Origin of the sequence: Streptosporangium sp. NPDC087985 (assembly GCF_044741965.1) — a bacterium.
Classification (GTDB): Bacteria; Actinomycetota; Actinomycetes; order Streptosporangiales; family Streptosporangiaceae; genus Streptosporangium.
Window position 1 is genome coordinate 54,679 of record NZ_JBIUTQ010000004.1, and the last position, 25,759, is coordinate 80,437.

Genomic DNA, 25,759 nt, shown 5'->3' on the forward strand with positions numbered 1-25,759 from the left:
GCGGGGAGTCCACTGGTGAGTCAGCTACCTGAGCCCATTCCGAACACCTTCGACGAGGAGAAACCGCGCGACCCGTACTGGTTCAAGCGCGCCGTCTTCTACGAGGTGCTCATCCGGGGATTCGCCGATTCCAACGGGGACGGCACCGGAGACATCCGCGGTCTCATCAACAGGCTGGACTACCTCCAGTGGCTGGGTGTGGACTGTCTCTGGCTGCTGCCCCTGTACGAGTCGCCGCTCCGCGACGGTGGGTACGACATCGCGGATTTCATGAAAATCCTCCCCGAGTTCGGTGATCTCGGAGATTTCGTGAAATTGGTGGATGAAGCTCACAAGCGGGGCATGCGCGTCATCGCCGACCTGGTGATGAACCACACCAGCGACCAGCACCCCTGGTTCCAGGCCTCCCGCCACGACCCCGAGGGGCCGTTCGGCGACTTCTACGTCTGGAACGACTCCGACGAGATGTACCAGGACGCCCGGGTCATCTTCGTCGACACCGAGACGTCCAACTGGACACACGACCCGGTGCGGGGCCAGTACTACTGGCACCGGTTCTTCTCCCACCAGCCGGACCTCAACTACGAGAACCCGGACGTCCAGGACGCCATGCTGGAGGTGCTGCGCTTCTGGCTGGACCTCGGCATCGACGGGTTCCGGATGGACGCCATCCCCTACCTGTTCGAGCAGGACGGCACGAACTGCGAGAACCTCCCCAGAACTCACGAATACCTCAAACGGGTCAGGGCCGAGGTCGACCGCCTCTACCCCGACCGGGTGCTGCTGGCCGAGGCCAACCAGTGGCCGGCGGACGTGGTGGAGTACTTCGGCGACCCCGCGACCGGCGGCGACGAGTGCCACATGGCGTTCCACTTCCCGCTGATGCCGCGCATCTTCATGGCCGTCAGGCGGGAGTCCCGCTACCCGATCTCGGAGATCATGGCCCAGACGCCGAAGATCCCCGAGCACTGCCAGTGGGGCATCTTCCTGCGCAACCACGACGAGCTCACGCTGGAGATGGTGACCGACGACGAGCGCGACTACATGTACTCGGAGTACGCCAAGGACCCCCGGATGCGGGCCAACGTCGGCATCCGGCGGCGGCTGGCGCCGCTGCTGGAGAACGACCGCAACCAGATCGAGCTGTTCACCGCGCTGCTGCTCTCGCTGCCCGGATCTCCCGTGCTCTACTACGGCGACGAGATCGGGATGGGCGACAACATCTGGCTGGGCGACCGCGACGGTGTCCGCACCCCGATGCAGTGGAGCCCCGACCGCAACGCCGGGTTCTCCGACTGCGACCCCGGCCGACTGTATCTCCCGATCATCATGGACCCGATCTACGGCTACCAGGCGATCAACGTCGAGGCCCAGCAGAAGAGCTCCGGCTCGCTGCTGCACTGGACCAAGCGCATGATCGACATCCGTAAGCGGCATTCGGTCTTCGGGCTGGGGGCGTTCACCGAGCTGAACTCCTCCAACCCGAGCGTCCTCGCCTACGTCCGCGAGCTGGGCGACGACCGCATCCTGTGCGTGAACAACCTCTCGCGGTTCCCGCAGCCGGTGGAGCTGGACCTGCGTCGGTTCGAGGGATCGGTGCCCGTCGAGACCATGGGCGGAGTTCCTTTCCCGCCGATCGGCGAGCTCCCGTATCTTTTGACGCTCCCTGGGCATGGGTTCTACTGGTTCACCCTGCCACCCGTAGTCCAGGAGGCGTAAAGCCGTGTTGACGGAGCTCCTTACCGGCTGGATCACCCATCAGCGATGGTTCGCCGGTAAGGGGCGGCCTATAGACGAGCTCGTCATCGATTCCGACGTCAAGCTCGCCCACGGCCTCCGCCATCTGATCGTCTCAGTCCAGCAGGCCGGGATCCGCGACCGCTACCAGCTCCTGCTCGGCGACGACCCGGAGGGGGGCGGTGGCTTCAAACCCGCCCATATCGGCGCCGACTACTACGACGCCGCCTACGACGCCGACCTCACCGGCACCCTGCTCGAAGCGATGGCCGGCAACCGTGACATCGGCCCGCTCCGCTTCCGCCGCCTGGAAGGAGTGGAGATCGACACCTCCCTCCGTAGCCTGGTGCTGGGCGCCGAGCAGTCGAACACCTCCCTGGTGTTCGGCAGCACCTACATCTGCAAGCTGTTCCGCCGCCTGATCCCCGGTATCAACCCCGAGCTGGAGATCGTCAGTGCCCTGGCACGTCAGGACGGCCTGCACGTCGCGCGGCCGTACGGCTGGATCGAGACCGACCTCGACGGCGAACCCACCACGCTGGCGATGACCCAGGAGTTCCTGTCCAACGCCAACGACGGCTGGGCCCTGGCCCTGACCAGCGTCCGCGATCTGTACGCCGACCTCGGTTCCTCGGCCTCCGAGGCGGGCGGCGACTTCAGCTCCGAGGCCTACCGGCTCGGCGTGGCCACCGCCGAGGTCCACTACGAGCTGGCCACCGCGTTCCCCACCGGTGTGATGGAGACGCAGCAGGTCAAGCAGATGGTCGAGGACCACCGCCGCCGCCTGGCCGGCGCGATCAACGAGGTGCCCGAGCTCGCCAGGTACGCCCGGGTGGCCCAGGAGGCCTACCAGCGGGTCTCCGACGCGGTGGCCGAGATCCCCGTCCAGCGCATCCACGGCGACTACCACCTGGGCCAGGTGATGCGCACGACGACCGACTGGGTCGTCCTGGACTTCGAGGGCGAGCCCGGCCAGCCCCTCGCCGAACGCCGCGCCCTCTCCTCCCCGCTGCGGGACGTGGCCGGCATGCTGCGCTCGTTCGACTACGCCGCCCGCCACCTGCTGGCCGACCACCCCGACGCCGAGGAGCTGCGCCCCCGGGCCGTCGAGTGGGCCGAGCTCAACCGCTCCGCCTTCCTGGCCGGCTACTCCGCCGGCGGCGGTCGCCTGCACGCCGAGGACGCCGTCCTGCTCCGCGCCCTGGAGCTGGTGAAGGCCGTCTACGAGGTCACCTACGAGGCCCGCAACCGCCCGTCCTGGCTCCCCATCCCCCTGGCCGCCTTCCAGGTGGAGCGCTAGCGCCGGTCACGCAGTCCCCGAGTGATCCAACCACCTCGAAGCCTCGCCCGAGGCGGCTGCTAGCGTGTGCTCGTGCCGAAAACAGACAAGGTGCGCCGTCGCTGAGAGCGGCGGCGCAAAACCCCAGTTCTCGCCGTCGCTCCTGACCTCAGGCCAGGAGCGCCTTCATGGCGCTCGGATTCCCCTTGTTCCGGAGCGCACTCATGTTCGCCTTGTCTTTTCGTCAACGTCGGCGTGTCCTTGTCGCTGCCCTCATCTCTGATGCGGTGTTCCCACTCGCGATCACCGGCGCGACAGCAGTTGTCCCTGATGTGACCGCGCAGCTGCCCGGTGCGGGTGCCCTGGGTCCGTGGATCGTCCTCGCCTACAACGGGCTGTTCGCCGCAGCCCTGCTGCTGGCGGGGGCGACAGCGGATCGCACCGCCCGCACCCGCTTTTTCGCCGTCGGCAATGTCGTTGTCGCAGCCACCGGGGTTCTGACCGCCCTCGCTCCAGACCTGTTGTCTCTGGTGGCCCTCCGCGCGGTCGCCGGCGTCGGGGCGGCCATGTGCGCCGCCGGTGGATCGTCGATGATCTTGGCCGTGTACCCGCCGGAGGAGCGGCGTCGGGTGTACGGCTACGCGGGCGCCGTGCTGGGCAGCAGTCTGGCGCTGGGCCCGGTCGTTGCCCAGGCCCTCATGGCCATCGGAGGTTGGCCCCTCGTCTTCGTCGCGCCGGCGGCTGTCGCCGCCATCGCGGCCTTGGCCACGCTCGCGCTTCCGGGTCTTCGCAGCCCCGAGGTGCCCGACAACTTCGACCTTGCCGGCGCTGTCCTCTTCGGGGTGACCATCGCCGCCGCGGTGACCGCGCTCGGGCTGGGCCTTGGGGCCGGCGTCCCGTGGTGGGGGCCGGGTGTACTCGTCCTCGTCGCGGCAGCCGGCGCCACGGGGCTCGTCCGCGTGGAACGGCGTGCGTCTGATCCCGCGATCCCCGTGGACCTGTTGCGGATCCCCGCCTATCGCGCGTACGCCTCGGCGACGGGTGCCTTCATGGGGATGCTCGTGGTGGGGTTGACCGTGCTCCCTCAGCTTGGCTCTGCCCAGAGCATGGGCCCAGGCGAGGCAGCGGTCATGCTCAGCCTGCTGACCGTGCCGTCAACGGTCCTTCCGCTTCTCGCCGCTCGGCTCTCGCGCCGATGGGCACGGCAGCTGGTGACAACCGCCCTGTCCGTCTGCACCGTCACCGCGGTCATCCTCCAGGTGACCAACCATCCTGTCGCCCTTCTCGTCGCGGCCGGGGCCCTCGGGCTGTGTCTTGGGCTGACCGAAGGCGTCCCAGACGGGCAGGCACTCAGGTACGTGCCCTCCCAGCGCGGAGGGGCGGGCGCCGCACTGTTCAGCACGGCGCGGATGAGCTTGGAAACACTCACCCTGGCGACTGCCACCGGGGTGATGGCGGCTCTCGGCCCCTCATCCGGAATGGCAGTCGCCGGAGCCATGTGCTTCACCGCCGCCGTCATCGTCCAGCAAGCCGTCCCCTCCCGCGATGCATAGACGGCCATCCCAGGCAGTCAACGGAGGGATCACCGTTCGCTGATTCTCAGTGTTTCTCGGTGAGAGCCAGCGAGCTGCCGCGTTGCCGGGGCAGCCGCGCCGCCGTACCCGGGTCGCGAAGGCGACCGGTAGGGGTCACGGAATCGGCCGCCGGTCGGTGGACCGGCGGCCGCCTGAACATCCCAGCGGGGGTCAGCGGAGCTTGCGGACCTCCACCGTCTCCTTGCGGTAGTTCTTGCCGTTACCGTCAGGCTTGTAGTTCTTCTCGACGTTGCCGGCGATGTCCACCGCGAACCAGTGCACCTCGGCGGTCTTGTCGAGCGTGATCTGCTGTGCGTTCTCGCGCATCCCCGCGGCGGTGAGCTTGGCGGAGTTCAGCGTCGGGCGGCTGCCGTCCAGCGTGTAGTACACGTTGGCGGGCTCGTTGGTCGTGAAGGTGAACGTGGTCGAGGTGTCGGTCCGGCCGGTCACCTTCAGGTCCGACTCGGGACGCTGGCTGTCCTCGGCGAAGGCCCGGGCGACCTCGAGGATGCCGATCTGACCGGAGGCGAACTCCATCGCCTCCTCGTGACCCTCGGCGAACGGCGGCTGGAAGCCGACGGCCTCGAACCGGTTGGTCTTCGGGTTGTAGATGTCCGCGCCGACCTCGAAGTCCCAGCCTATGATGCCCCGGTTGAACCAGTGCTCGTCGGCGCTGTTACCGGCCGCGGAGTACAGCACGTCCGGCACCGGGCCGGTGCGACCCGGCCAGATCCCCGTACCGCGCCAGGACTGGACCGCGGAGAGGATGTGGTCGGAGGCGGTCCAGAAGAAGTTCTCCGTGCCGAAGTCGACCCGCGGCAGCAGCTCGCGCCCGGCGGTCTTGTACGCCCCCGGAGGCCACATGAAGTAGCCGCCGTAGGAGTGGGTGTTCATCGCGAACTTGATGTTCGGGTACTGCTGGGTGAGCCAGACCTCGTTCCGCGCCTCCGGCTCGGACAGCTTGGCCGGGCCGGAGAACGTGTCGCTGCTGCAGCTCGACGAGGCGCCGCTGTAGCCGTCGAAGATGGAGCCGACCGAGAAGTTACGGTTCAGGTCCACACCCCAGCTGTTACGCGCCGCCGGGTCCGACATGTTCGCCGCACAGTGGTTGGTCATGTTGCGGCGCTGCATGTTGTAGTCGTACATGCTGTAGTGCGCGCCGTCGGGGTTGACCGCCGGCATGATGAAGATGTCGAGGTTGTCGACCAGCTTCTTGGTCTGGTCATCCTTGGCGTAGTTGCGCAGGAGCCGCTCGGCGGTCTCCACGCAGGTCAGTGAGGTGACCCACTCGCGGGCGTGCTCCTGGCAGTAGAGGAACACGCCGGTCTTCGAGCCGTCCCGCTGCTTGCCGATGCGCAGCGCCTTCACCTGGAACGGGTCGCGCGAGACGCTTGACGGCGCCTTGAGGTTGTCGGTCAGCCCCGTCGCCGGTGCCGCGGCGACCACGCCGGTGCCGGCGTTGCCCCGGTAGGTGGCGGCGGTCAGCAGCGCGGATGCCGCAGCGTTGGCGTTGAGGGCGTTCACCACCTGGACGGCGGTGCTGCTGACCGCGCCGGACGCGTCCGTGGCGAGGTTGACCACGACGTTCTTACCGCTCACCGAAACGCTCAGCGCGCTGGACGCGGCGGCCGGCTTCACCAGGGCGACGCTGATGTCGTTGCCGCCCTCGTGCCCGTACGCCTTCGAGCTCACGTAGAACGTGCTCGCCGCGACGGTGCCGAACTGCGCCTGCGCCGCCCGGCGGTAGCCGTTCGTCTTGTTGGGCAGGTCGACGATCTGCGAGAGCTTGGGGAACTCCTTGGCCAGGGAGGTGATCCGGCTGGTGAGCTCGGTCGGGTCCATGTAGTGGTCGACGAAGTCCGCGACGTAGTGCTTGCTGGGGGCCTTGCGCTTGGCACCCAGCCACTGGGTCACCGGGACCGTGACCGAGCCGCCCCGGTTGCTGGTGATCGTGACCGTGCTGGGAGCCTCGGTGATGGTCAGCGGCGAGTTGAACCGGTGGTACATGTACTGGCCGGCGTCGGTGAAGCGCGACATCGTCGCGGTGCCGCCTGAGCCGGGGGCCGTCCCCTTACCGCTGTCCCAGGTGGCGGTGAGCACGGTCTGCGCGTCGGTGGCGCTCGACTTCACCTCGACCGAGAGGAAGCGCTGATTGTCGAGGCTGGTGAACCACTCGGCGCGGAGCGAGGTCAGCGTGTCGGTCTCCGCCGCCGCTTCCGCCGCGGACGCGATCGCGGCCCGCCTCTCCGCCGTGTTCTCGGCGAAATCGGTCTGGTCCGAGATGGCGTCACGGACGTCAAACCCAAGATCGCGGAGCCCCTGAGCCTCCTGGGGGCTCAGTACGGCGTGCACCTCGAAGCCGCTGTCGACGGGCTTCTTGTACTCCGCCAGGTCGACGCCCAGGGAGTTGAGCCGGTCGACACCGTCCTGGTCGGGGACGATGATGCGCAGCAGTGCCACGCCGTTCTGTTCGGTGCTGGGTTGCCGGTCGGGCACAACCGTGCCGGTCGACGGGGATGGGTCGGCCAGAACGGGCATCGAGCCGAAGCTGAGGGCAATGGGTAAGGCGAGCACGACCGCGACACGGCCGGCTCTCCTGCCATTGAGAGAGCTCCTCATGAGAGATTCCTCCAGTTGGCGCACGGCCCCGGGTAGGGGGTCATCCCGGCAGGAAGTACGCAATTAGCAAGAATCTTCGTCAGATGTCCGATTTTCGTCAAGACTCTAAATCAACACATTTAGTGCATATAATGCCGTAAGTGAATCTTTATCTAAGCTTTATGCAAAACCCATATCGCCTGACATGCAACCGTCGCCGGCAGCGCCTTCCAGAAGGCGCTGCCGGATATCACCCATTTAGTGACTTTTGAGCGATTTGAAAGCGGGTGACGACCCCCCCCGCTCGGCCACCTTGCAGGTTCGATCAATACCCGTCGATCAAATGCTCCACATCCTGATCCGGGTCAACGGCTCAACGGTGCGCGCGGAGCGCCGCGATGAACCACTCGAACACCGGGACACCGGAGGGGAAGGGCGGCGTGCCGTTGAGGATCCCCATCAGCTGCCAGTAGCGCTCCACCCGCCGGTCGGTGAACCTCTCCACCTGGTCCGCCAGCCGTAGGCGCTCCTCGACGGGAGTGTCCGCGGCGACGACCCGGTCCAGAACGGCCCTGCCCTCGGCGGAATCGGGGGCGACCCCGGCGGCCAGCGCGCCGCCGCAGTGCTCCAGGACCGGCGCGGGGTCGTACGGCTGCGGCTGCTCGCCGGGCTCCGTGCCCGCCACCGCCATCTGCCGTACGCGCTGCCGGAACGCCTCGTCGGCGACGAGCTCGGCGAGCTCCACCCAGGCGTCCACCTGCTCGGTGGTGGGGTCGGCCGGCAGCTCCGCCGGCATCCGGCGCATCGACTGCGCGATGTGGGCCCCCGGCGCGTCAGGGTCGAGGCCGGCGAAGGTGTGGTCGACGAAGTCGTCGATGACGCGCTGCCGCTCCTGCGCGGACAACCGGGCCAGCTTGTGCATGAGTCTCATCTCCTCGGTGGTGCTTCCTCGTTCGGCGACCGACCGCAGCACCGCGCGCCGCAGCTGGAGGACGCGGATCTCCGTATCCAGCGCGTCGGCGTGTGCCCTGGCGATGTCGGCGACGGTGCCCTGCCCGCGCAGGACCCGCCGGACCGTCTCCAGGTCCAGCCCCAGCTCACGGAGCGTCCGTACCAGGTCCAGGCGTGCCACCGCCGCGACGTCGTAGAGCCGGTAACCACCGGCCGAGCGACGCGTCGGCGGAACGACGCCCACGTCGGACCAGAAGCGGATGGTCCGCACCGGCAGTCCGGTACGGCGGGCGAGCTGTCCAATGGTGAACAGCTCGGTGCGGTCGTTCACGAGACCAGCTTCAACCTTCCACTCGCCGGAGACTCAAATCCATTTTCGCGCCAGCGGAAATCCGGGAGAGCGTCGAGGGCCACCAGCCCGTCGAGACCACCGGACCGACGGCGGGGATGGAGCCATCGGGAGGATCATCCACCCTCACCCGCGCCAGCCGCGGGTGACGGCATCACCGTGGGCGTGGCGGAGGACCGGGCAGGCCAAGTCCCCACGTGTGCAGCCTGCCGTCGGAGCCACCGGCGACGGCGATGGTCTCACCGTCCAGCTGCCCCAGCGCCACCGACGTGACGGCGTCGCCGTGACCGGTCAGAGGCTGCCCCAACTGCTTACCGGCGGCCAGATCCCACACCCGCACCGCACCGTCCGAACCACCCGAGACCGCGACGGACTTCCCCTCCAGCTCCCCCAGCGCCACCGACCAGACAGTGTCGCCGTGACCGGTCAGGGGCTGCCCCAACTGCTTGCCGGCGGCCAGATCCCACACCCGGACCGTGCCGTCCGAACCACCCGAGACCGCGACGGATCTCCCCTCCAACTCCCCCAGCGTCACCGACGTGGTGGTAGTGGTAGGGCCTGTCAGGGACTTACCGATCTGCTTCCGCGTCAGCAGATCCCGTACCAGCACCGTGCCGTCATAGCCGACGGAGACGACGATGGGCTTACCGCCCAACTGCCCCAGCGCCACCGACCAGACAGCGGCGCCCTGACCGGTCAAGGGCTGCCCTGACTGCTTACCGGCGGCCAGATCCCACACCCGCACCGCACCGTCCGAACCACCCGAGACCGCGACGGACTTCCCCGCCAACTCCCCCAGCGCCACCGACCAGACGATGTCGCCGTGACCGGTCAGAGGCTGCCCCAACTGCTTACCGGCGGCCAGATCCCACACCCGCACCGTGCCGTCATAACTGCCGGAGACGGCGATGGACCTACCGTCCGACCGGCTGACCGCCACCGACGTGACGGCGTTGCCGTGACCGGTCAGGGGCTGCCCCAACTGCTTACCGGCGGCCAGATCCCACACCCGGACCGTGCTGTCGTCTCCGCCGGAGACGGCGATGGGTTTACCACCCAACTGGCCGACCGCCACCGAGGTGACGGTGGCGGTGTGGCCGGTCAGCGGCTTGCCCAGGGCGCTCCCGACGGGGGTCGGGGAGTCCGTAGGGCCGGGGGCTGTGGAGTGGGTGCCCTCTGGTGCGTGGAGCCAGGAGGGGACCGCCGCGATGATCCCGGCAGCGGTGAGCGCGGTCAGGCCGCCGAGCAGGAGGCGGCGCCGCGAGCTCCGGCGAGCGGCGGGAAGGCCGGGCTGGTCGTCGTTGGTGAGGCGGCGCAGCAGGTCCGCGGCGCCCGGCCGAGCATCGGGACGTTTTTCCAGGCAGGTCTTCAGCAGCGGACGCAGGTCCTCGGGAACACCGTCCAGGTCGGGCTCGCCGGTCAGGATGGCGTGCATCACCGCGGGAAGGGTGGAGCCCGGGAAGGCCAGGTGTCCGGTGGCGGCGAACACCATCGTGGCGGCCCAGCCGAAGACATCGGCCGCGGGCCCCGCCGGCTGCTGCTCGAACTGTTCGGGCGCCATGTAGGCGGGGGTGCCCACCGGGCCGGAGCGGGTGGTGAGGTGCTCCAGCACCCGGGAGATGCCGAAGTCGATGACCACCGGGCCTTCGGGTCCCAGGATGACGTTGCCGGGCTTGAAATCCCGGTGGACGATCCCGGCGCGGTGGATCGCGGCCAGGGAGGTCAGGGTGGCCACGGCCAGGCGGTGCAGGCCACTGCCGGTGCGCGGGCCGTCGCTGTTGACCAGCGTGTCCAGCGCTATGCCGGGGATGTGTTCGCTGACGATGTAGGGGCGGTCGGCGAACAGGCCCATGTCCAGCACCCGGGCGGTGCAGAAGGGCGCGATCCGGCGGGCGATGTCGGCCTCGCGCAGCAGGCGCCTGCCCGCGTCGGGATCGGCCGCCATCCGGGCGTGCAGCACCTTGATCGCCACCGATGTGCCGGTAGGGGTGCGGGCGCGGTAGACGATGCCCTGGCCGCCCTCGCCCAGCACGCCGGTCAGCAGGTAGTCGCCGATCCGCTCGGGATCACCCGGATCCAGCGGGCGGCGACTCGGCAACGCCCACCTCTTCGGAAACCTCGACGATCGCGATGCGGATCACAACGATAGATGACCCTTGTAAAGGAGCGGAAGGCTTTCGAAATTCAGGATTTTCCGGCAGAGACGCTTCAGGCCGGCGGTCACGGAGACCGGCGTTCCAGGGGCCACCCATGTCCGATGATGACGTAGAGAAACATATCGACTACGATACGTGACCGGACGTGAAGATCATGCTTGGCTGGCGAGCATGATACCGAGCAGGAGTTTCGTCGCGATCGGGTTGGCGGTCGCGGTCGCCGGAGGGATGGCGGGGGCAGGGCCGGGTGCGAGAGCGGCCACCGCCGGTGCCGTACATGAAGGTGCCGCACGCGATGGTGCCGTACGAGATACGGTCCCGCAGGTTGAGGCATACCTCGACGGGATCCGCCACGAGCCGGGCCGGCTCCGGGAGTTCGTGTCCGACCTGCCCAAGGGCGCCGACCTCCACACGCACCTGTCGGGGGCCGTGTCCACGGAGTTCCTGCTCCGTTCCGCCGGACGCGACGGCCTGTGCGTCGACACCACGTCCTTCGTCGCGTCGGCACCGCCGTGCGTCACCGGTCAGCGACCGGCCCACGACGCGACCACCGACCCGCACTTCGCCGACGACATCGTGCGGGCGTGGTCGATGCGGGGATTCACCCCGGGCACCGAGTCGGGCCACGACCACTTCTTCGCGGCGTTCGGCAAGTTCGGAGCCGCGTCCTCCCACAAGGGAGAGATGCTGGCCGCGTTCGCCTCCGAGGCCGCGGCCGAGCACGAGTTCACCCTGGAGGTCATGCTGTCCCGTCAGTCGGGCGCGGTCCAGGAACTCGTCAAGAAGGTGGGGGCCGGCACCAATCTGGCGCAGCTGCGCGACCGGCTGCTCGCCGACGGCGCGATGGCCAAAATCGTCAGCGCGGCGCGCGCGGACGCCGACGCGGACATCGCCCAGATGCGCACCGGTCTCCGCTGCGGCCGTAAGGGCGCCGATCCCGGCTGCAGGCTGCCGCTGCGTTTCCTCCTCCAGGTCACCCGCACCGCCGCGCCCGAGGTCGTCTTCGGCCAGATGCTTCTGGGATTCGAGCTGGCCGAGGCCGACAAGCGCTACGTCGGCGTCAACCTCGTCGCCCCGGAGGACAACCCGGTCGCACTGCGCGACTACCGGCTGCACATGCGCATGCTCGGCTACCTGCGCGGCGTCTACTCGAAGGCTCACATCACCCTGCACGCCGGTGAGCTCGCCCCCGGCCTGGCCCCGCCCGCGGATCTGCGGTTCCACATCCGTGACGCCGTGGAGACCGGCCACGCCGAACGCATCGGGCACGGCGTCGACGTCAGCGGCGAGGACGACCCGGACGGCCTGCTGGCCGAACTGGCCCACAAGCACGTCCTCATCGAGATCGCTCTCACCAGCAACTGCCAGATCCTCAAGGTGTGCGGCGCCCAGCACCCGTTCATGACCTACCGCAAGGCGGGCGTCCCCGTCGCCCTCGTCACCGACGACGAGGGCATCGAACACACCGACATGACCAACGAGTACATCCGGGCGATCACGGACTACGGGCTGCGTTACACCGAGCTGAGGACCCTCGCCAGGGCCGCGCTCGACCACAGCTTCCTGCAGGGCCGCAGCCTCTGGAAGGCACCCGACGACCACACGCCCGCACCCGAGTGCGCGGGCTCGCCTCTCGGCGGCACCACACCCGTCCCGGCCTGCCGCGCGCTCCTGAAGAGAAGCGCGAAGGCCAGAGCCGAATGGAGGCAGGAGGCCGCCTTCACCGCCTTCGAGGACCGCTACGACGGCTGACGAGGAACGGCATCCTGTCCCTGCCCCCTGACAGGAAGATCCCGCCTTTGGGGGTTGAGGACTGACCGATCACCCCGGAACAGGACGGGTGAGGGCGGGACGGTGGCCCGCACCTTTGTCGGGTGCGGGCCGTGTTCCGGTCAGCCGCAGTGGAAGACGGGCGTGGTGAGGTTGGCCCAGTTGTAGTTCTTGTCCTGAATGCTGGCCTGAACCTTGATGCAGCGGTTCGTGCCGTTCACGGTGATCGGCCCGGCATAGTAGGAGAAGTGGCCACTGTCGCTGTCGTGGTCCAGCGCGTTGGACGTGCACGAGCTGCTGCTGGAGCCCTTGGCGCAGGCCCACATCTGCACGATCATGCCCATGTTCTGGCCATTGGAGGCGACACCGTAGTCGACCGATCGGTTCAGCTGGGCGCAGTTGACGCCCGAACCGTAGTAGAGGTCCAGGTAGCCGTAGACAGAGCCACCCGAGGTCTTCACGGCCAGGTGGTCGATGTGCGACCCGCTACAGGAGGCCGCGGCGGCGGGCGTCGCGGTGAGCGTCAGCGGGACGGCGGTGGCGCCGATGAGCGCGGCGGCCGCGACAGCGGTCTTCACAAGCTTCACGGAGGGACCCCTTCAGTCATGATCGGAATCGACATCACAGGACCGTAACCACGCCTTGGAGCTGCCTCAATAGATCTCAGCGGCAACAAAAGAGGATAATCGGGCGTCCTCAACTCGAACGGATCATGAACTGCGCGAGAACGCACTGCCCAGGGGATGGCCACTGCTGCGACGATGTGGTCATCCGATAACGGTCACCAGGCGACCTGCAGGGACGCCAGGCCGTACACGACGTGGAAGGAGCGGAAGTGCGTGTCGGGCTCGGCCACGCGCAGCTCGGGGAAGCGCTGGAACAGCGCCGGGAAGGCGATGCGCATCTCCATCCGTGCCAGCGGCGCGCCCAGGCAGTGGTGCACGCCGTGGCCGAAGGCCACGTGGCCGTGCGCGCCCCGGCTGAGGTCCAGCATCTCCGGGTTGGGCAGGAGCGCGGGATCGCGGTTGGCGACAGGCAGACCGCACATCACCAGCTCGCCGGACCCGATGGTATGGCCGGCAAGCTCGACCTCCGTGGTGGTCGTCCTGACGATGCTGGCGTGGAGGATGCTGAGCCAGCGCAGCAGCTCCTCCACCGCGGCGTCGATGCGCTCGGGCTCCTTCCTGAGCAGCTCCAGCTGGTCGGGATGGCGCAACAGGGCCAGCGTGCCCAGCCCGAGCATGTTGGCGGTGGTCTCGTGACCGGCCACCAGCAGCAGACCGCCGATGCCGATGAGCTCGTCCGTCGTCAGGTCGTCGCCATGTTCGCGCACCAGCATGCCGAGCAGTTCCTCACCCGGATCAGCCTGGGCGCGGGCGACCAGCTCGGCCATGTAGGCGCGTGACTCCGCCTGCATCGCCATGCGCTCCTCGACGGGCGCCGACACATCGAGCAGCCGGTTGGTCCTGCGCTGGAAGTCCTTCCGGTCGGCGTACGGCACGCCCAGCAGCTCGCAGATCACCAAGGACGGGATCGGCAGCGCGAACGACGACACCAGGTCGACGGGAGACCCGGCGCGTTCCATCTCGTCCAGGTGTTCCTCGACGATGCGCATGATCCGCGGCTCCAGCCGGCGCATCCGGCGGATCGTGAACTCCGGCGTCAGCATCCGGCGCAGCCGGGTGTGCTCGGGAGGATCGCAGGCGAGCAGGTTGCCCGCGCGCAGCACGGCGATCTCCTCCTCGCTCCTCCACGGGGCGCCGGGCAGCCGGAAGCTGCCCGGCCAGGTGTTGCTGAACCGCTCGGTGTCGCCCAGCACCGCGCGCACGTCCTCGTAGCGGGTCACCAGCCAGGCATCGACGCCCAACGGCGTGCTGATGCGCCTGACCCCCTCCTCCTCCCGCAGCGTCCCCAGCTCCGGATCAGGATCGAACCCCGCTCGCCGCATGTACAGCGGTAGCGTCGACGACTCGCTCATGCAACCCCCTGGATGACTCGCTGTCCCGACTGATCTGACAGAGACATGACAACCCACCCCTTACCCGCAAAGGGTCCCGGCGACCCACCGGAGCGCCCGCCGGGCAGCGCTCCTGATCACGAGAGCGGAGATCAGGCATGCGCGGGATCCGACCCCGTGCGACGTGTCCACCGCCATGGGGAGCTCCGCCATCGGATACGGGGAGCCTGTCAGGTTCCGGCCCTCAGTTGAGGGTCGGTGATCCCGCCGGGGCAGGCGAGCCGGGCGATGTCCCAGCCGGCACGCCGGGCTCCGGCCTGGTAGGCGCTCTCGTAGAAAGCCAGTACGGCGGCGCGCGGGTCGGGCTCGGAGCGGGCGTCGGCGTAGCGCAGCACGGCCAGGTGGCTGCCTCGCTGCGCGATCCACCGCGCGGCCTCGGGCCTCAGGGGCTCGCTGTCCAGCCCCTCGGGCTCGGGGGCGGTGTAGGAGTAGAAGGCGGGCTCGGGGAAGGAGTCGTCACCGAACCAGAAGCCGGAGCTGATCACCTCCCGGGAGTAGGCCTCCCGCGTCACGGAGTCGACCGAGGGCGGCTGGTCGACCCGGCGGTCGGAGAAGCGGGTGCAGGCGATGTCGAAGGTGTGCCAGAAGTGGTGGACCGGGCTGATCTTTCCCGAGAAGCCCGCGGCGAACTCCTCCAGCACCAGGTTCACCTGGCTGAGGACCTGCCAGTAACGGGTGGCCATGGCGGGGTCGTAGGCCGCGTGCTCGGTGTCCTCCTCGAACGGCCGTCCGGAGTCGGGCAGGTCGAACGGCCGCGGTATGTCCAGGTCCACCCGCACGTCCAGCTCCGCCAGCGCCCCCATGACCCTCCGGTAGAAGGATGCCACCGACTGGCCGTAGAGCGGGAACGACACCGCCCGGCCGTCCAGCGCGGTGACGAGCAGTCGGTGGCCGACGAAGTCGAAGTCGATCGTGAAGATCGGGTTGCCGTCCGCCTGCCCCATCGGACGGGTGGTGAGCCCCCGGCCGGTGAGATGGAACGGCACGTTCCACCAGTGGTTGCGCCGGACCTCGGCGGTGAGCCGGATCTTGCCTATCACCTGGCAGAACCGGTGCAGCGTGGCCTTGGTGTCCTGCCACTCGGCCAGCGGTATCGGGGCGAACAGCTCCATGACGCCACCATTCCCGCAGCGTGCGCGTCAAAGACCCCGCCAGAACCACGGAGAGCAAGATCTTCATCGGTCTCTCTCCGCCGCTTGGCTCCCATGGCGACCAGTGTGCCGATCGGCATGGGAAGCCGGGCGAATCCAATGTTTTTATGATGCCAGGAACACCTCGTCGAGATGCCATTCGAGAGTCTCCGCATCAGGCCGGTCGTGCGGGTGTCGGGGAACGGCGATCTGGCTTCCGGCACGCCGGTAGAACTCCTCACCGTTGCCGAACTCCGTACGCAGCCGTGGACTGACCATCAACTGATAGGCGGGGTCGACGGCCAGGTAGCCCCGGTCGAAGAGGGTGTGCACGTCCGAGCGCAGCAGCAGGCCGTTGTCCAGTCGATGCTCTCCTCCGGAGGCGATCGGGCGGATATGGGCGGCCTGGAGAACGGGGCGGATCTTGTCGCCGGTAATGGCGCAGCGCCGCTCGTAGGCGCTCAGCACGACGGCCTGGAACGCCTGCTGGCCGAGTCTCTGCGGGACCAGCCGAGGATCACCGTAGACCGGTCCGTCCCGATGCCACGGCCTGGAAAGGTCGATCTCGACGGCGGTTCCCAGCAGTCGCGGAAGCAGCTCGTGGAAGTAGTACGCCTGTGGATGGGAGGCGAGGTCGTAGCTCTTTCCCTGCACGAGGTTGGGCGCGAAGTCCGGCGGCTGGTCGGCTGGCGCGTCAAGCGGGAAGAACCGGGTGTCGCGGAGGAGGACGCAGCCGATGACCGGGTCCTCCTCAGGGGCGATCGGCTGCTTGCGGTACTGACTCACCCGCATGCGCATCTGCTGGAGACTCGTGGCGCCGTTCGCCTCTCGGAAGATGTCCCAGGCCTCGGAGATGCGCAGCTTCTCGAAGCCGTTGAAGAAACCACCACCCACCACCCGGTTGTGCGGGTGATGAGTTTTGAAGAAGAACGGTTCACCGGGGTTCAGCGCCTTGAATCCGCCACCGGAGGGGCGCCAGAAATTGGCCTCGGTCAACGTGGGACGCGCGGCGAGGAACCGGTGCCACCCGCCATCCGTCACTCCGACGTATGCCTTCACAAGGCATGATTGTGCATCTTCACGAGATGCATGGCCATGGAGATGTTCACCTGATGCCGTAGCGAAATCTGGCATCTCGCCTTCCAACGCCGCGCTGCGACCGCTTGCCTGTTCTTCGGCTACGACAACCTCACCACCTGGCGGTCCTCCGAGAGGGACCGACTGTTCCGGCCCGCCCAAGATCGGGACTGTTCGGCTCGACTGCTCAAGTCCGCGCCTTCACAGCGGAAGAAGGAGTTGCCGGAAAATGATGTTCTACATATTAATGCATTAATCGGACAGATTATTATCCAAGCCGCTCACACGAATGACGATTTCATGATGTGATCCCCATCCTGTTCCGTGGCAAGGGTTTCAAAGAGCACACCGATGGGATAATCCGCACCATGATCGTAGTCGATCTCCTCGAACGGCCGACCTACACGATGGCACCGGTCGATCGCCTGCTCGGCCTGTGCTCAGGCACTGCACGACGCTGGATTGACGGATATACCCGCAATGGTCGCGCCTACAATCCGGTTGTCCGGCAGCGTCATACCGGCGAAGAGATGGCGACTTGGGGCGAGTTCGTTGAGACCCGCCTGCTGGCTGGATACCGCAATACAGGCGTCCCCATCATCAACATGCGGCCGGCCATAGCAAAACTGCGGGCCGAGACCCGATCGCAGTATCCACTCGCCCAGTCGGCGAACTTCGTGACCCCGCACGGCAAGGAGCTCGTCCAGCGGATTCAGGAGCAGGTCGGTCTACAGAAAGAGCTTCTCCTCGTGGTGATCCACAGCGGCCGGCTCGTCATGGCCCATCCCGTCGAACCACCTTGAGATTCGGGCTGTCCGCGCGTACGAATCCGCACCGGAACCGGCACTCCGCTCCGAGGACGTGGAACGAGACTCGCGGGCCGCGAGAAGCCCGTGGCGCAGGGTCCGTTACTTCTTCACCGAACCATCGGTGTGTATGGCTGCCTGCGCCGCGCTCGACCGAGCAGGCCAACGGATCGCTCCGCTGATCGCGGCGACCGGAGAACTGAGCGAAACACAGGCGCGCGTGACCGCGAACGCCCTCGTTTTCGGCTACTTCGCCGCACTCGAGCAGTGGTACCTCGACGGCGGCGACAGTCCTATCGCCGACTACGTCGAGAAAGGCATGCGACCGTTACGCAGGATCTGGTCACCGTCCGACCGCGCAATCTCCGCTCCCGGTTCTCATCCGAAGAGTCGAGAAGGATGTGGTTCTCGTGTGGAGCCGGATCTGGGACCGGAGGAGACGCTTGGCGAGCAGGCCGAGCCCAGGTGACCGTAGCGCCCTGCGGCACAGGCCGTACGGGCTCCGACGGGATGGCCCCGGGCACGGTGGGAATGCCGGGGGCCACCGTTACGCGGAGGTCAGCAGCGGACGAGCAGACCCGTGATGGCGGAGCAGGTGGCGGAGGCTGAGTCGTTGGAAGACCGGGGGTCGGCCGGGCTGCTGTCGAGGCGGGCGGCCGTGACGGTGAGGTGGCTGCTGATGACGAGCAGCTGGGTGTGCAGGCCCAGCGACCTGGTTACGGAACCGCCCGCGGGGATGGCGCCGAGGTCACAAGTGACGGTCCGCGCCGAGGTGTTGACGGCGCAGCCGGGGGCGCTTGGCTGGGCGAAACCCGCCGGGTAGGTGAAGCGCAGGCGTGCCGCGGTCGCATTACCGGGGCCCTGGTTGGTGACGGTGGCGGTGAAGGTGGCGTAGAGGACGCCCAGTCCCTTGGGCGAGGAGTCCAGCGAGACGGCGAGGTCGGCCGCGGGCGGGGCGGTGTTGATCGTCAGGTCGCCGAGGTCGGTGGTGACGGGTCCGTCGTCGAAGTTCTCGATCAGGGTGGCGTGCAGGGGGACCTTGCCGGATGCCGAGTTTTTGAAGGGGATGTAGACGACAGTGCGGTTCGTGTCACCCGGGGCGAAGGAGCGCCAGTCGACGGTGACGGTGCGGGCCGCGGTGTCACCGGTGACGGCCTGGGTGTGGCCCGCCACGTCGGGCGACCACCAGGAGAGCCTGCCCGCGTCGATGCTGCTGTCGGCCTCGGGGGCGAAGGTGATGGTCAGCGGAGCTGAGGCGATCGTGCGATCGGAGGTGTTGGTGTAGACGAGGTCCAGCAGGGCCTCACCGCCGGGGGCGACGGTCCTGGACGCGGTGAGCGTGATGTGCCCGGGCTGCCCGATGGTGATCGTGGTGGCGTCATCGGCGGCGGCGGGCTGCGGGACCACCACGCCGACGGCGGCCAGGAACGCCAGCAAGAGGCCTGACACCACGGATGTCCGGCGCGTACGGCCCGGTGTGGCGCATGTCGTCGGGGACATGTCTTCTCCTTCATGTAGCGAAGAACGGCTCGATGGTCGCCCTGCGGGATGTCCCGCCGGCCTCCGCCCGGCAGGGGCCGGAAGCAGGCAGGCGGAATCTCTCCGTACAGGACAACATGCAGAGTGTGACGAATCTTCGTGAAACATGAGGTGGTTCTGGCATATCAGATGAGATCGGCATGATTTCGGTTTGGTCGGCATGATTTCGCTCTGGCTGGAGAAGGCCGCCGACCCGCCCGTTCCCTCGGACTCGGGCCGCAGCTGAGCAGCCAGCCGGTGGAGCACCTCCCCGGAGACGTCGAGGACGGCCCGACGGGGCATCGGGGGATCGCGGGGGGAGCCTTTCAGCGAGGGTGGTCCGCTGCGGCGAGCCGGGCGGCGCGGGTGATGAGGTAGTCCCGCTCCGGGATGCTCGTCGTACGGCTCGCCGCCTCGCGGTAGTCGTCGATGGCCGCCCGGCGGTCGCCGGCCATCTCCAGGAGGTGGGCCCGGGCCACCACGAGGCGGTGGTGTCCCGCCAGGCGTCCGCCGGCGTCGAGCGCCTTGAGCATGTCGAGGCCGGTCCCGGCGCCGTGCACCATGGCGGCGGCGACGGCGCGGTTGAGCGAGACCACGGGGTTGTCGGACATCCGCTCCAGCAGGCCGTACAGCGCCAGGATCTGCGGCCAGTCGGTCTCCTCGGCCGTCGTCGCCTCGTCGTGGACCGCGGCGATCGCCGCCTGGAGCTGGTAGGGGCCGACCGCGCCCCTGGCCAGGGTGGCGGTGATGAGCGCGACCCCTTCGGCGACGGCCGTGCCGTCCCACCGGCTCCGGTCCTGTTCGGCCAGCGGGATCGGGGTGCCGCCCGCATCGGTCCGCGCGGGGCGCCGGGCGTCGGTGAGCAGCATCAGTGCGAGCAGCCCGGCCACCTCGCAGTCGTCGGGGAGCAGGTCATGAGCCATCCTGGCCAGCCGGATCGCCTCGCGCGACAGCTCGACGCGGTGCAGGGTGGAGCCGACGCTGCTGGCGTAGCCCTCGTTGAAGATGAGGTACAGCACGTGCAGCACCGAGCCGAGCCGCCGCGCGCGTTCCTCGGGGGCGGGCATCCGGAACGGGATACCGGACGCCTTGATGCGCTGCTTGGCCCGGCTGATCCGCTGCGCCATGGTCGCTTCGGGCACCATGAATGCCTTGGCGATCTCGGCCGTGGTCAGACCGCCCACCGACCGCAGGGTGAGGGCGATCGCCGATGCCGGGGTCAGCGCGGGATGACAGCACAGGAACAGCATGACCAGCGTGTCGTCCCGATCCGCCCGGTGCGCCTCGTCCGCCGGTGGCGCCGTCCGCCGGTCCGCGGGTGCCTGCGTGGCCACCCGTTCCTCCCGGCGGCGGCGCGCCTGCTCGCTCCGTAGCTGCTCGGTCATCCGGCGGGACGCGACCTGGATGAGCCACCCCCGCGGATTGTCGGGCACGCCTTCCTCGGGCCACTGGGCCGCGGCGTCCAGCAGCGACTCCTGGACCGCGTCCTCGGCGGCGTCGAAGTCTCCGAAGCGCCGGGTGAGCACGCCGACGACCTGCGGCGCCAGTCCGCGCAGCAGGTCGTCGACGGCCGGGCTATCCAGCGGTCACAGCTCCTCCGGCAGGGCCGGCATCACCGGTCACAGCTCCTCCGGCGGGCCCGACATCACCTGGCGCACCTCGATCGGCATGTTCAGCGGCTTACCGCCGGGGCCGGGCGCGGCCGAGACGTACGCGGCGAGATCGATCGCCCGTTCCCGGCTCTCGCAGTCGACGATCCAGTAGCCGACCAGGAACTCCTTCGTCTCGGGGTAGGGGCCGTCGGTGACGACGGGGGCACCGCCGTCCCCGGCCCGCACGATCCTGGCCTGTCCCGGGTCCGCCAGCCCCTGCGCGTCCACGAGCTCCCCGGCGTCGGTGAGCTTGCTGTTCACCTCGTGCATGAACTCGATGTGGGCCTTGACCTCATCCGGGAGCCAGGTGCTCATCGGCGGGAGGCCACTCTGCTCACCGAACTGCATCAGCATCATGTACTTCACGTTCTCGTGTCCCTCACGTTCGCGCGTCCTCGCTGACGCTCTCACATACAGGTCGAAGCACGCCCCCGCGTTCTCGACATCCCGGCGGGAATCCGAAGAAAAAATTCAGCCGGAGTCCGCCGCCGAGGTCCGGGGCGACGTCGCCCGGCGACCACCGCACAGAACCCTGCAAATACCCGCAAGCCGAACCAACGGCGCAATATGCCTTTTGACCTGCCCCGACACTACTCGATGGCTACACTGCGCGAGCGAAGGTCAACAATCAGTAAAGAAGGTGCTCGTGAGACGACGGCGGATCATGATGGCACTCGCGGGGGCGGGGGTGGTGGCCGTCGCCGGGACGGCGCTGTTCCTCTCCGGCGAGCAGGCCCCTCAGGCGGCACGGTCGGCGCCGAGCGCGCCCGTCCCGGGAGATCCACTGACCGGCGAGGAGGTCACGCGGGCGACCGCCATCGCGTCGGCCACCTTGCGGGCGCATATGACCACCGGGCAGGTCGACCTGCTCTACGTCGAGCGCGACGACGACAAGGGCGCCGAGGACCGGCGGCGGGCCGACGCCTACCTGTACGACTACGCCACCGACAGCCTGATCGTGCGGACCGTGGACCTCGGTCAGGGCAAGGTCGTGAAGGAGACGGCGACGCGGGGCGTGCAGCCGCCGCCGTCCAAGGCGGAGGAGGTCAGGGCCGCCGAGCTGCTGCTGGCCGACCCGGTGTACGGCGGGGGCGTGCGGGAGTCCTACGCCAAGGCACTCGGCGGCGGGCTGTTACGGTCCGCCGCGGACCTGGGGCTCCGGGGGCTGATCTTCACGCCGGGCCAGGAGCGCGGGGGCGAGCCGTGTAAGACCCACCGGTGCCTGCGGCTGTTCGTCCGTCTCCCCGGCAACACCTGGCTGGACACCAGCCGGATCGCCGTCGACCTGTCCGCCAAGAAGATCTACACCCTGGAGTGGTGACCGTGTTCCTGCGCCTGGCCCTCTCCTGCGCCCTGCTCACCGGCGGCCTCGGCACCGCACCTGCCGCCCATGCCGGGAATGCCGCACCTGCCCCGTCTCCCACACGGACGCCTCCCGTACAGGCGCCTGCCGTACGGACACCCGCCGTACAGGCGCCGCAGCCTCCGTGCAGCGCGCCGTACCGGATCGACGAGACGCTGCCGAACGGCGCGCGCTGGCAGCTCTGCTGGGAGATGCGCAACATCGAGGGGCTGACCCTCACCAAGGTCGTCTACACGCCGAAGAACAGCAGACCGGTCGGCGTGCTGCGCAGCACCGCGCTCGCCCAGATCCACGTGCCCTACGACAGCGGCAACCCCCGCTTCCACGACATCGGTTCCCTCGGCTACACCGCCATCCCGTTGCAGGCCGCCGACTGCCCCGGCGGCGAGCGGCGCGAGCAGTCCGTCTGCGTGATGACCCGGGCGCGCGGCCACGCCTACCTCAAGAGCGGCTACGAGGAGCCGGCCAAGTCGGCCCAGGGACGCGATCTGGTGGTGTTCGCCGCCTTCCAGGTCGGCTGGTACACCTACCTGGCCGAATGGGCCTTCTCCGACGACGGGGCGATCACCCCGCGCGTGGGCGCGACCGGCTCGCTGTCCGGGTTCACCACCACACCCGAGCACGGCTGGCCCATCGGCGTGGGCAGCCGGACCTTCGAGGAGAGCCACAGCCACAACATCTTCTGGCGCCTCGACTTCGACGTCCAGGGCAAGGCCGACGACGTCGTGGAGCAGTACGACTTCTCAGGGTCGGGTACGGCCAAGCGGAAGCTCAAGCGCACGGTCTTCACCAGGGAGACCAAGGCCGTCAACAGCCCGATGCGCTGGTGGCGCGTGGTGGACCGCAAGGTCCGCAACTCCGACGGGCACCGCGTCTCCTGGGAGATCAACAACTCCGACAGCGCGGAGTATCGCGGCCCGGCCGGCGAGGCCTTCACCCGCGCCGACCTCTACGTCACCAACTACCGTTCCTGCGAACGCCTGGCGACCAACAACCCGGCGCCCCACTGCGCCGCGTCCGTCGACCGCTACGTCAACGGCGAGAAGCTCACCGACCCCGTGCTCTGGGTCAACGTCGGCTACCACCACGTCGCCCGCGACGAGGACGCCGACCCCATGCCGACCCACTGGCAGGGCTTCCGCATCACTCCCCGCGACGTCACGGCCAGGAACCCGCACTGACCTCACCCTGCTCCCCTGAGCTCCCGGCCGCGGCGGTCCTCATTACGATCAACCCGTCGGCGGACAGTGTTTCCATAAGCCGTTTCCATAAGCTGTGAGAGACGCCTACCGGGATTCTTCTGCCAGCAGATCCGCACGTTTTCCCAACACGCATGGTGATACCGGACAAGGGCATGAGTTGGAGCACCCCGGTAGGGCAGGGTAGGGATATCGATCTCTGGGAGTGAGTCATGAACGCGGATCTGGACCTGGACCGGCTGGCGGGCGGGGCACACCACGATCCCCACTCGATCCTGGGTGCCCATCTGGGGCCCGAGGGCGTGACCATCAGAGCGCTGCGGCCACTGGCCCAGAGGGTCCACGCGGTCGTGGGCGGCGAGGCTCACCCCATGAAACACGTGGCTCACGGCGTGTTCTCGGTGACGATCCCCGGGCTGGACAAGATCCCCGACTACCGTTTCCAGGTCACCTACGCCGGGGCCGAGCCGTACGAGATGGCCGACCCCTACCGGCACTGGCCCACGCTGGGCGAGGTGGACCTGCACCTGATCAGTGAGGGGCGTCACGAGCGGCTGTGGGAGGTGCTCGGCGCGCGGATCATACGGCACGAGGACGTGGACGGCACGGCCTTCGCCGTGTGGGCGCCGAACGCGCGCGGGATCCGGGTGATCGGCGACTTCAACCACTGGGACGGCACCGGCTACCCCATGCGCTCGCTCGGCAGGTCAGGGGTGTGGGAGCTCTTCATCCCGGGGCTGGGCGAGGGCGACCGCTACAAGTTCGGCGTCCTCGGCGCGGACGGGGTCTGGCGGGCCAAGGCCGACCCGATGGCCCGGCGTACCGAGACCCCGCCCGCGACCGCGTCGGTGATCGACAGGTCGGCGTACGAGTGGCAGGACGGCACGTGGATGCGGCAGCGCGCGGGCCGTAACGCGCTGGAGGAGCCGATGAGCACCTACGAGGTGCACCTCGGCTCGTGGCGGCCGGGGCTGTCCTACGAGGAGCTGGCAGGCGAGCTGGTCGACTACGTGGTGGACATGGGGTTCACGCACGTGGAGTTCATGCCGGTGGCCGAGCATCCGTTCGGCGGTTCCTGGGGCTACCAGGTGACGTCCTACTACGCGCCGACCGCCCGGTTCGGCAGCCCGGACGAGTTCCGTCACCTGGTGGACCGGCTGCACGGGGCGGGCATCGGGGTGCTGGTCGACTGGGTGCCCGCGCACTTCCCGATGGACGACTGGGCGCTGGCCCGGTTCGACGGGACGCCGCTGTACGAGCACGCCGACCCGGCCCGGGGCGAGCACCCCGAGTGGGGCACCTACATCTTCGACTTCGGGCGCAGGGAGGTGCGTAACTTCCTGGTCGCCAACGCGACGTACTGGCTGCGCGAGTTCCACATCGACGGGCTGCGGGTGGACGCGGTCGCCTCGATGCTCTACCTCGACTACTCGCGGCGCGAGGGCGAGTGGACGCCCAACGAGTACGGCGGGCGGGAGAACCTCGACGCGGTGGCGTTCCTCAAGGAGATGAACGCGGTGGTCTACCGGGACCAGCCGGGGATCGTCACCGTCGCCGAGGAGTCGACCGCCTGGCCCGGGGTCTCCCAGCCTGTGTATCTGGGCGGGCTGGGGTTCGGGTTCAAGTGGAACATGGGCTGGATGCACGACACCCTCGCCTATCTCAGGCACGAGCCGATCTTCCGGCAGTACCACCACCACCAGATGACGTTCTCGCTGATGTACGCCTTCTCGGAGAACTTCGTGCTGCCGCTGTCGCACGACGAGGTGGTGCACGGCAAGGGGTCGCTGCTCGGCAAGATGCCCGGCGACGAGTGGCAGCGGTTCGCGAACCTGCGGGCGCTGTTCGCCTTCATGTGGGCTCACCCCGGCAAGCAGCTGCTGTTCATGGGCGGGGAGTTCGGCCAGGGCTCGGAGTGGTCGGAGTCGCGCGGTCTTGACTGGTGGGTGCTCGACTTCGACGGGCACAGAGGGGTCCAGCGGCTGGTCCGCGACCTCAACCGGGTCTACCGGGAGACCCCCGCCCTGTGGAGCCTCGACTTCTCCGCCGAGGGCTTCCGCTGGATCGACGCCGACGACGCGGCGGGCAACGTGTTCTCCTTCCTGCGGCGCGCCCGGGACGGTTCCGCCGTGGCCTGCGTGGTCAACTTCTCCGGCGGGCCGCACGAGGACTATCGCCTGGGCCTGCCCTTCGGCGGCCCGTGGGAGGAGGCGATCAACACCGACGCCTACGACTACGCGGGCAGCGGCGTGGGCAACCTCGGTGCCGTGGAGGCGGTGGAGGAGCCCCATCACGGCCTGCCGTACTCCGCCCGCCTGCGCGTCCCGCCTCTGGGTGCCGTCTGGCTCCGCCATGCCGGCGACGGGGAACCGGCCTGATCTTCATCGGATTCTCCGCCGGTCCGGGCCGGTCACGCATGGCGTGACCGGCCCGTTCCTTGTCCGGCGGGTGTCCGGCCGGTGTACGGCGGGCATCCGGCCGACCCGGATTGGCCGGCGAGGCATTGACCGGCTGGGAACGAGAACCTACTCTTTAGAAATTAATAGGAAACTTTCCTGTGAATACGGGGGCTAGGCACTCTCT

19 protein-coding genes are annotated in these 25,759 nt (G+C 68.5%); 9 read left to right on the forward strand and 10 right to left on the reverse strand.

The annotated features are described in order from the left end of the window. Positions 1 to 15 precede the first annotated feature (15 nt). The 3 genes from treS (at position 16) to ACIN94_RS11420 (ending at position 4,569) form a co-directional block, all read left to right on the forward strand. Positions 16 to 1,719 carry a maltose alpha-D-glucosyltransferase gene (treS, locus tag ACIN94_RS11410; RefSeq protein ID WP_400703198.1) on the forward strand — a complete coding sequence of 568 codons (1,704 nt, stop codon included), beginning with the start codon at positions 16 to 18 and terminating at the stop codon, positions 1,717 to 1,719. A 4-nt stretch (positions 1,720 to 1,723) separates the two neighbouring features. Further along, a complete protein-coding gene (locus ACIN94_RS11415; RefSeq protein WP_400703201.1) occupies positions 1,724 to 3,037 on the forward strand; it encodes a phosphotransferase in 1,314 nt (437 codons plus the stop codon). 266 nt (positions 3,038 to 3,303) lie between these two features. Continuing rightward, the gene (locus ACIN94_RS11420; RefSeq protein WP_400703204.1) at positions 3,304 to 4,569 is read left to right on the forward strand and encodes an MFS transporter; all 1,266 of its coding nucleotides are present in this window, start codon (positions 3,304 to 3,306) and stop codon (positions 4,567 to 4,569) included. Between the two features lie 192 nt (positions 4,570 to 4,761). Here ACIN94_RS11420 and ACIN94_RS11425 read toward each other — a convergent pair whose 3' ends face one another. The 3 genes from ACIN94_RS11425 to ACIN94_RS11435 form a co-directional block, all read right to left on the reverse strand. After that, the gene (locus ACIN94_RS11425; protein WP_400703207.1) at positions 4,762 to 7,209 is read right to left on the reverse strand and encodes a M14 family zinc carboxypeptidase; all 2,448 of its coding nucleotides are present in this window, start codon (positions 7,207 to 7,209) and stop codon (positions 4,762 to 4,764) included. A 352-nt stretch (positions 7,210 to 7,561) separates the two neighbouring features. Further along, the gene (locus ACIN94_RS11430) at positions 7,562 to 8,470 is read right to left on the reverse strand and encodes a MerR family transcriptional regulator (RefSeq protein ID WP_400703210.1); all 909 of its coding nucleotides are present in this window, start codon (positions 8,468 to 8,470) and stop codon (positions 7,562 to 7,564) included. A gap of 172 nt (positions 8,471 to 8,642) precedes the next feature. Beyond that, the gene (locus ACIN94_RS11435; RefSeq protein WP_400703213.1) at positions 8,643 to 10,586 is read right to left on the reverse strand and encodes a protein kinase; all 1,944 of its coding nucleotides are present in this window, start codon (positions 10,584 to 10,586) and stop codon (positions 8,643 to 8,645) included. Between the two features lie 229 nt (positions 10,587 to 10,815). Between ACIN94_RS11435 and ACIN94_RS11440 the strand changes: the two genes are divergently transcribed. After that, positions 10,816 to 12,396, forward strand: a complete 1,581-nt coding sequence (locus ACIN94_RS11440) for a hypothetical protein (protein WP_400703216.1) — start codon at positions 10,816 to 10,818, stop codon at positions 12,394 to 12,396. 140 nt (positions 12,397 to 12,536) lie between these two features. On the opposite strand, the gene ACIN94_RS11445 is transcribed toward ACIN94_RS11440, so the two are convergent. The 4 genes from ACIN94_RS11445 to ACIN94_RS11460 all read right to left on the reverse strand — a co-directional run bounded on the left by ACIN94_RS11445 (position 12,537) and on the right by ACIN94_RS11460 (position 16,620). Beyond that, entirely contained in the window at positions 12,537 to 13,001 is a 465-nt protein-coding gene (locus tag ACIN94_RS11445; RefSeq protein ID WP_400703219.1) for a hypothetical protein, read from the reverse strand. Between the two features lie 194 nt (positions 13,002 to 13,195). Next, a complete protein-coding gene (locus ACIN94_RS11450; RefSeq protein ID WP_400703222.1) occupies positions 13,196 to 14,392 on the reverse strand; it encodes a cytochrome P450 in 1,197 nt (398 codons plus the stop codon). A gap of 209 nt (positions 14,393 to 14,601) precedes the next feature. Further along, entirely contained in the window at positions 14,602 to 15,543 is a 942-nt protein-coding gene (locus ACIN94_RS11455; protein WP_400703225.1) for a DUF5996 family protein, read from the reverse strand. A 144-nt stretch (positions 15,544 to 15,687) separates the two neighbouring features. Further along, the gene (locus tag ACIN94_RS11460) at positions 15,688 to 16,620 is read right to left on the reverse strand and encodes an HNH endonuclease (RefSeq protein WP_400703228.1); all 933 of its coding nucleotides are present in this window, start codon (positions 16,618 to 16,620) and stop codon (positions 15,688 to 15,690) included. Between the two features lie 323 nt (positions 16,621 to 16,943). Between ACIN94_RS11460 and ACIN94_RS11465 the strand changes: the two genes are divergently transcribed. Both ACIN94_RS11465 and ACIN94_RS11470 read left to right on the forward strand, forming a co-directional pair. Further along, positions 16,944 to 17,441 carry a hypothetical protein gene (locus ACIN94_RS11465; RefSeq protein WP_400703231.1) on the forward strand — a complete coding sequence of 166 codons (498 nt, stop codon included), beginning with the start codon at positions 16,944 to 16,946 and terminating at the stop codon, positions 17,439 to 17,441. A gap of 133 nt (positions 17,442 to 17,574) precedes the next feature. Beyond that, complete coding sequence (locus ACIN94_RS11470; protein WP_400703234.1) at positions 17,575 to 17,913, forward strand: hypothetical protein; 339 nt, start codon at positions 17,575 to 17,577, stop codon at positions 17,911 to 17,913. An 89-nt stretch (positions 17,914 to 18,002) separates the two neighbouring features. Here ACIN94_RS11470 and ACIN94_RS11475 read toward each other — a convergent pair whose 3' ends face one another. From ACIN94_RS11475 to ACIN94_RS11485, 3 genes are all read right to left on the reverse strand, one after another. Then, positions 18,003 to 18,944 carry a hypothetical protein gene (locus ACIN94_RS11475; protein WP_400703237.1) on the reverse strand — a complete coding sequence of 314 codons (942 nt, stop codon included), beginning with the start codon at positions 18,942 to 18,944 and terminating at the stop codon, positions 18,003 to 18,005. A 344-nt stretch (positions 18,945 to 19,288) separates the two neighbouring features. Continuing rightward, positions 19,289 to 20,545: an RNA polymerase sigma factor gene (locus tag ACIN94_RS11480; RefSeq protein ID WP_400704065.1), complete on the reverse strand. Its 1,257-nt coding sequence runs from the start codon at positions 20,543 to 20,545 to the stop codon at positions 19,289 to 19,291. A gap of 36 nt (positions 20,546 to 20,581) precedes the next feature. Then, positions 20,582 to 20,971, reverse strand: a complete 390-nt coding sequence (locus ACIN94_RS11485) for a YciI family protein (RefSeq protein WP_400704068.1) — start codon at positions 20,969 to 20,971, stop codon at positions 20,582 to 20,584. A 289-nt stretch (positions 20,972 to 21,260) separates the two neighbouring features. Here ACIN94_RS11485 and ACIN94_RS11490 point away from each other — a divergent pair, with 289 nt between their 5' ends. From ACIN94_RS11490 to glgB, 3 genes are all read left to right on the forward strand, one after another. Next, positions 21,261 to 21,935: a hypothetical protein gene (locus ACIN94_RS11490; protein ID WP_400703240.1), complete on the forward strand. Its 675-nt coding sequence runs from the start codon at positions 21,261 to 21,263 to the stop codon at positions 21,933 to 21,935. Continuing rightward, complete coding sequence (locus ACIN94_RS11495) at positions 21,932 to 23,158, forward strand: copper amine oxidase (protein WP_400703243.1); 1,227 nt, start codon at positions 21,932 to 21,934, stop codon at positions 23,156 to 23,158. Before ACIN94_RS11490 ends, ACIN94_RS11495 begins: the two co-directional genes overlap by 4 nt. A gap of 230 nt (positions 23,159 to 23,388) precedes the next feature. Beyond that, positions 23,389 to 25,554, forward strand: coding sequence for a 1,4-alpha-glucan branching protein GlgB (gene glgB, locus ACIN94_RS11500; RefSeq protein WP_400703246.1), 2,166 nt, complete (start codon positions 23,389 to 23,391; stop codon positions 25,552 to 25,554). Positions 25,555 to 25,759: the final 205 nt, after the last annotated feature.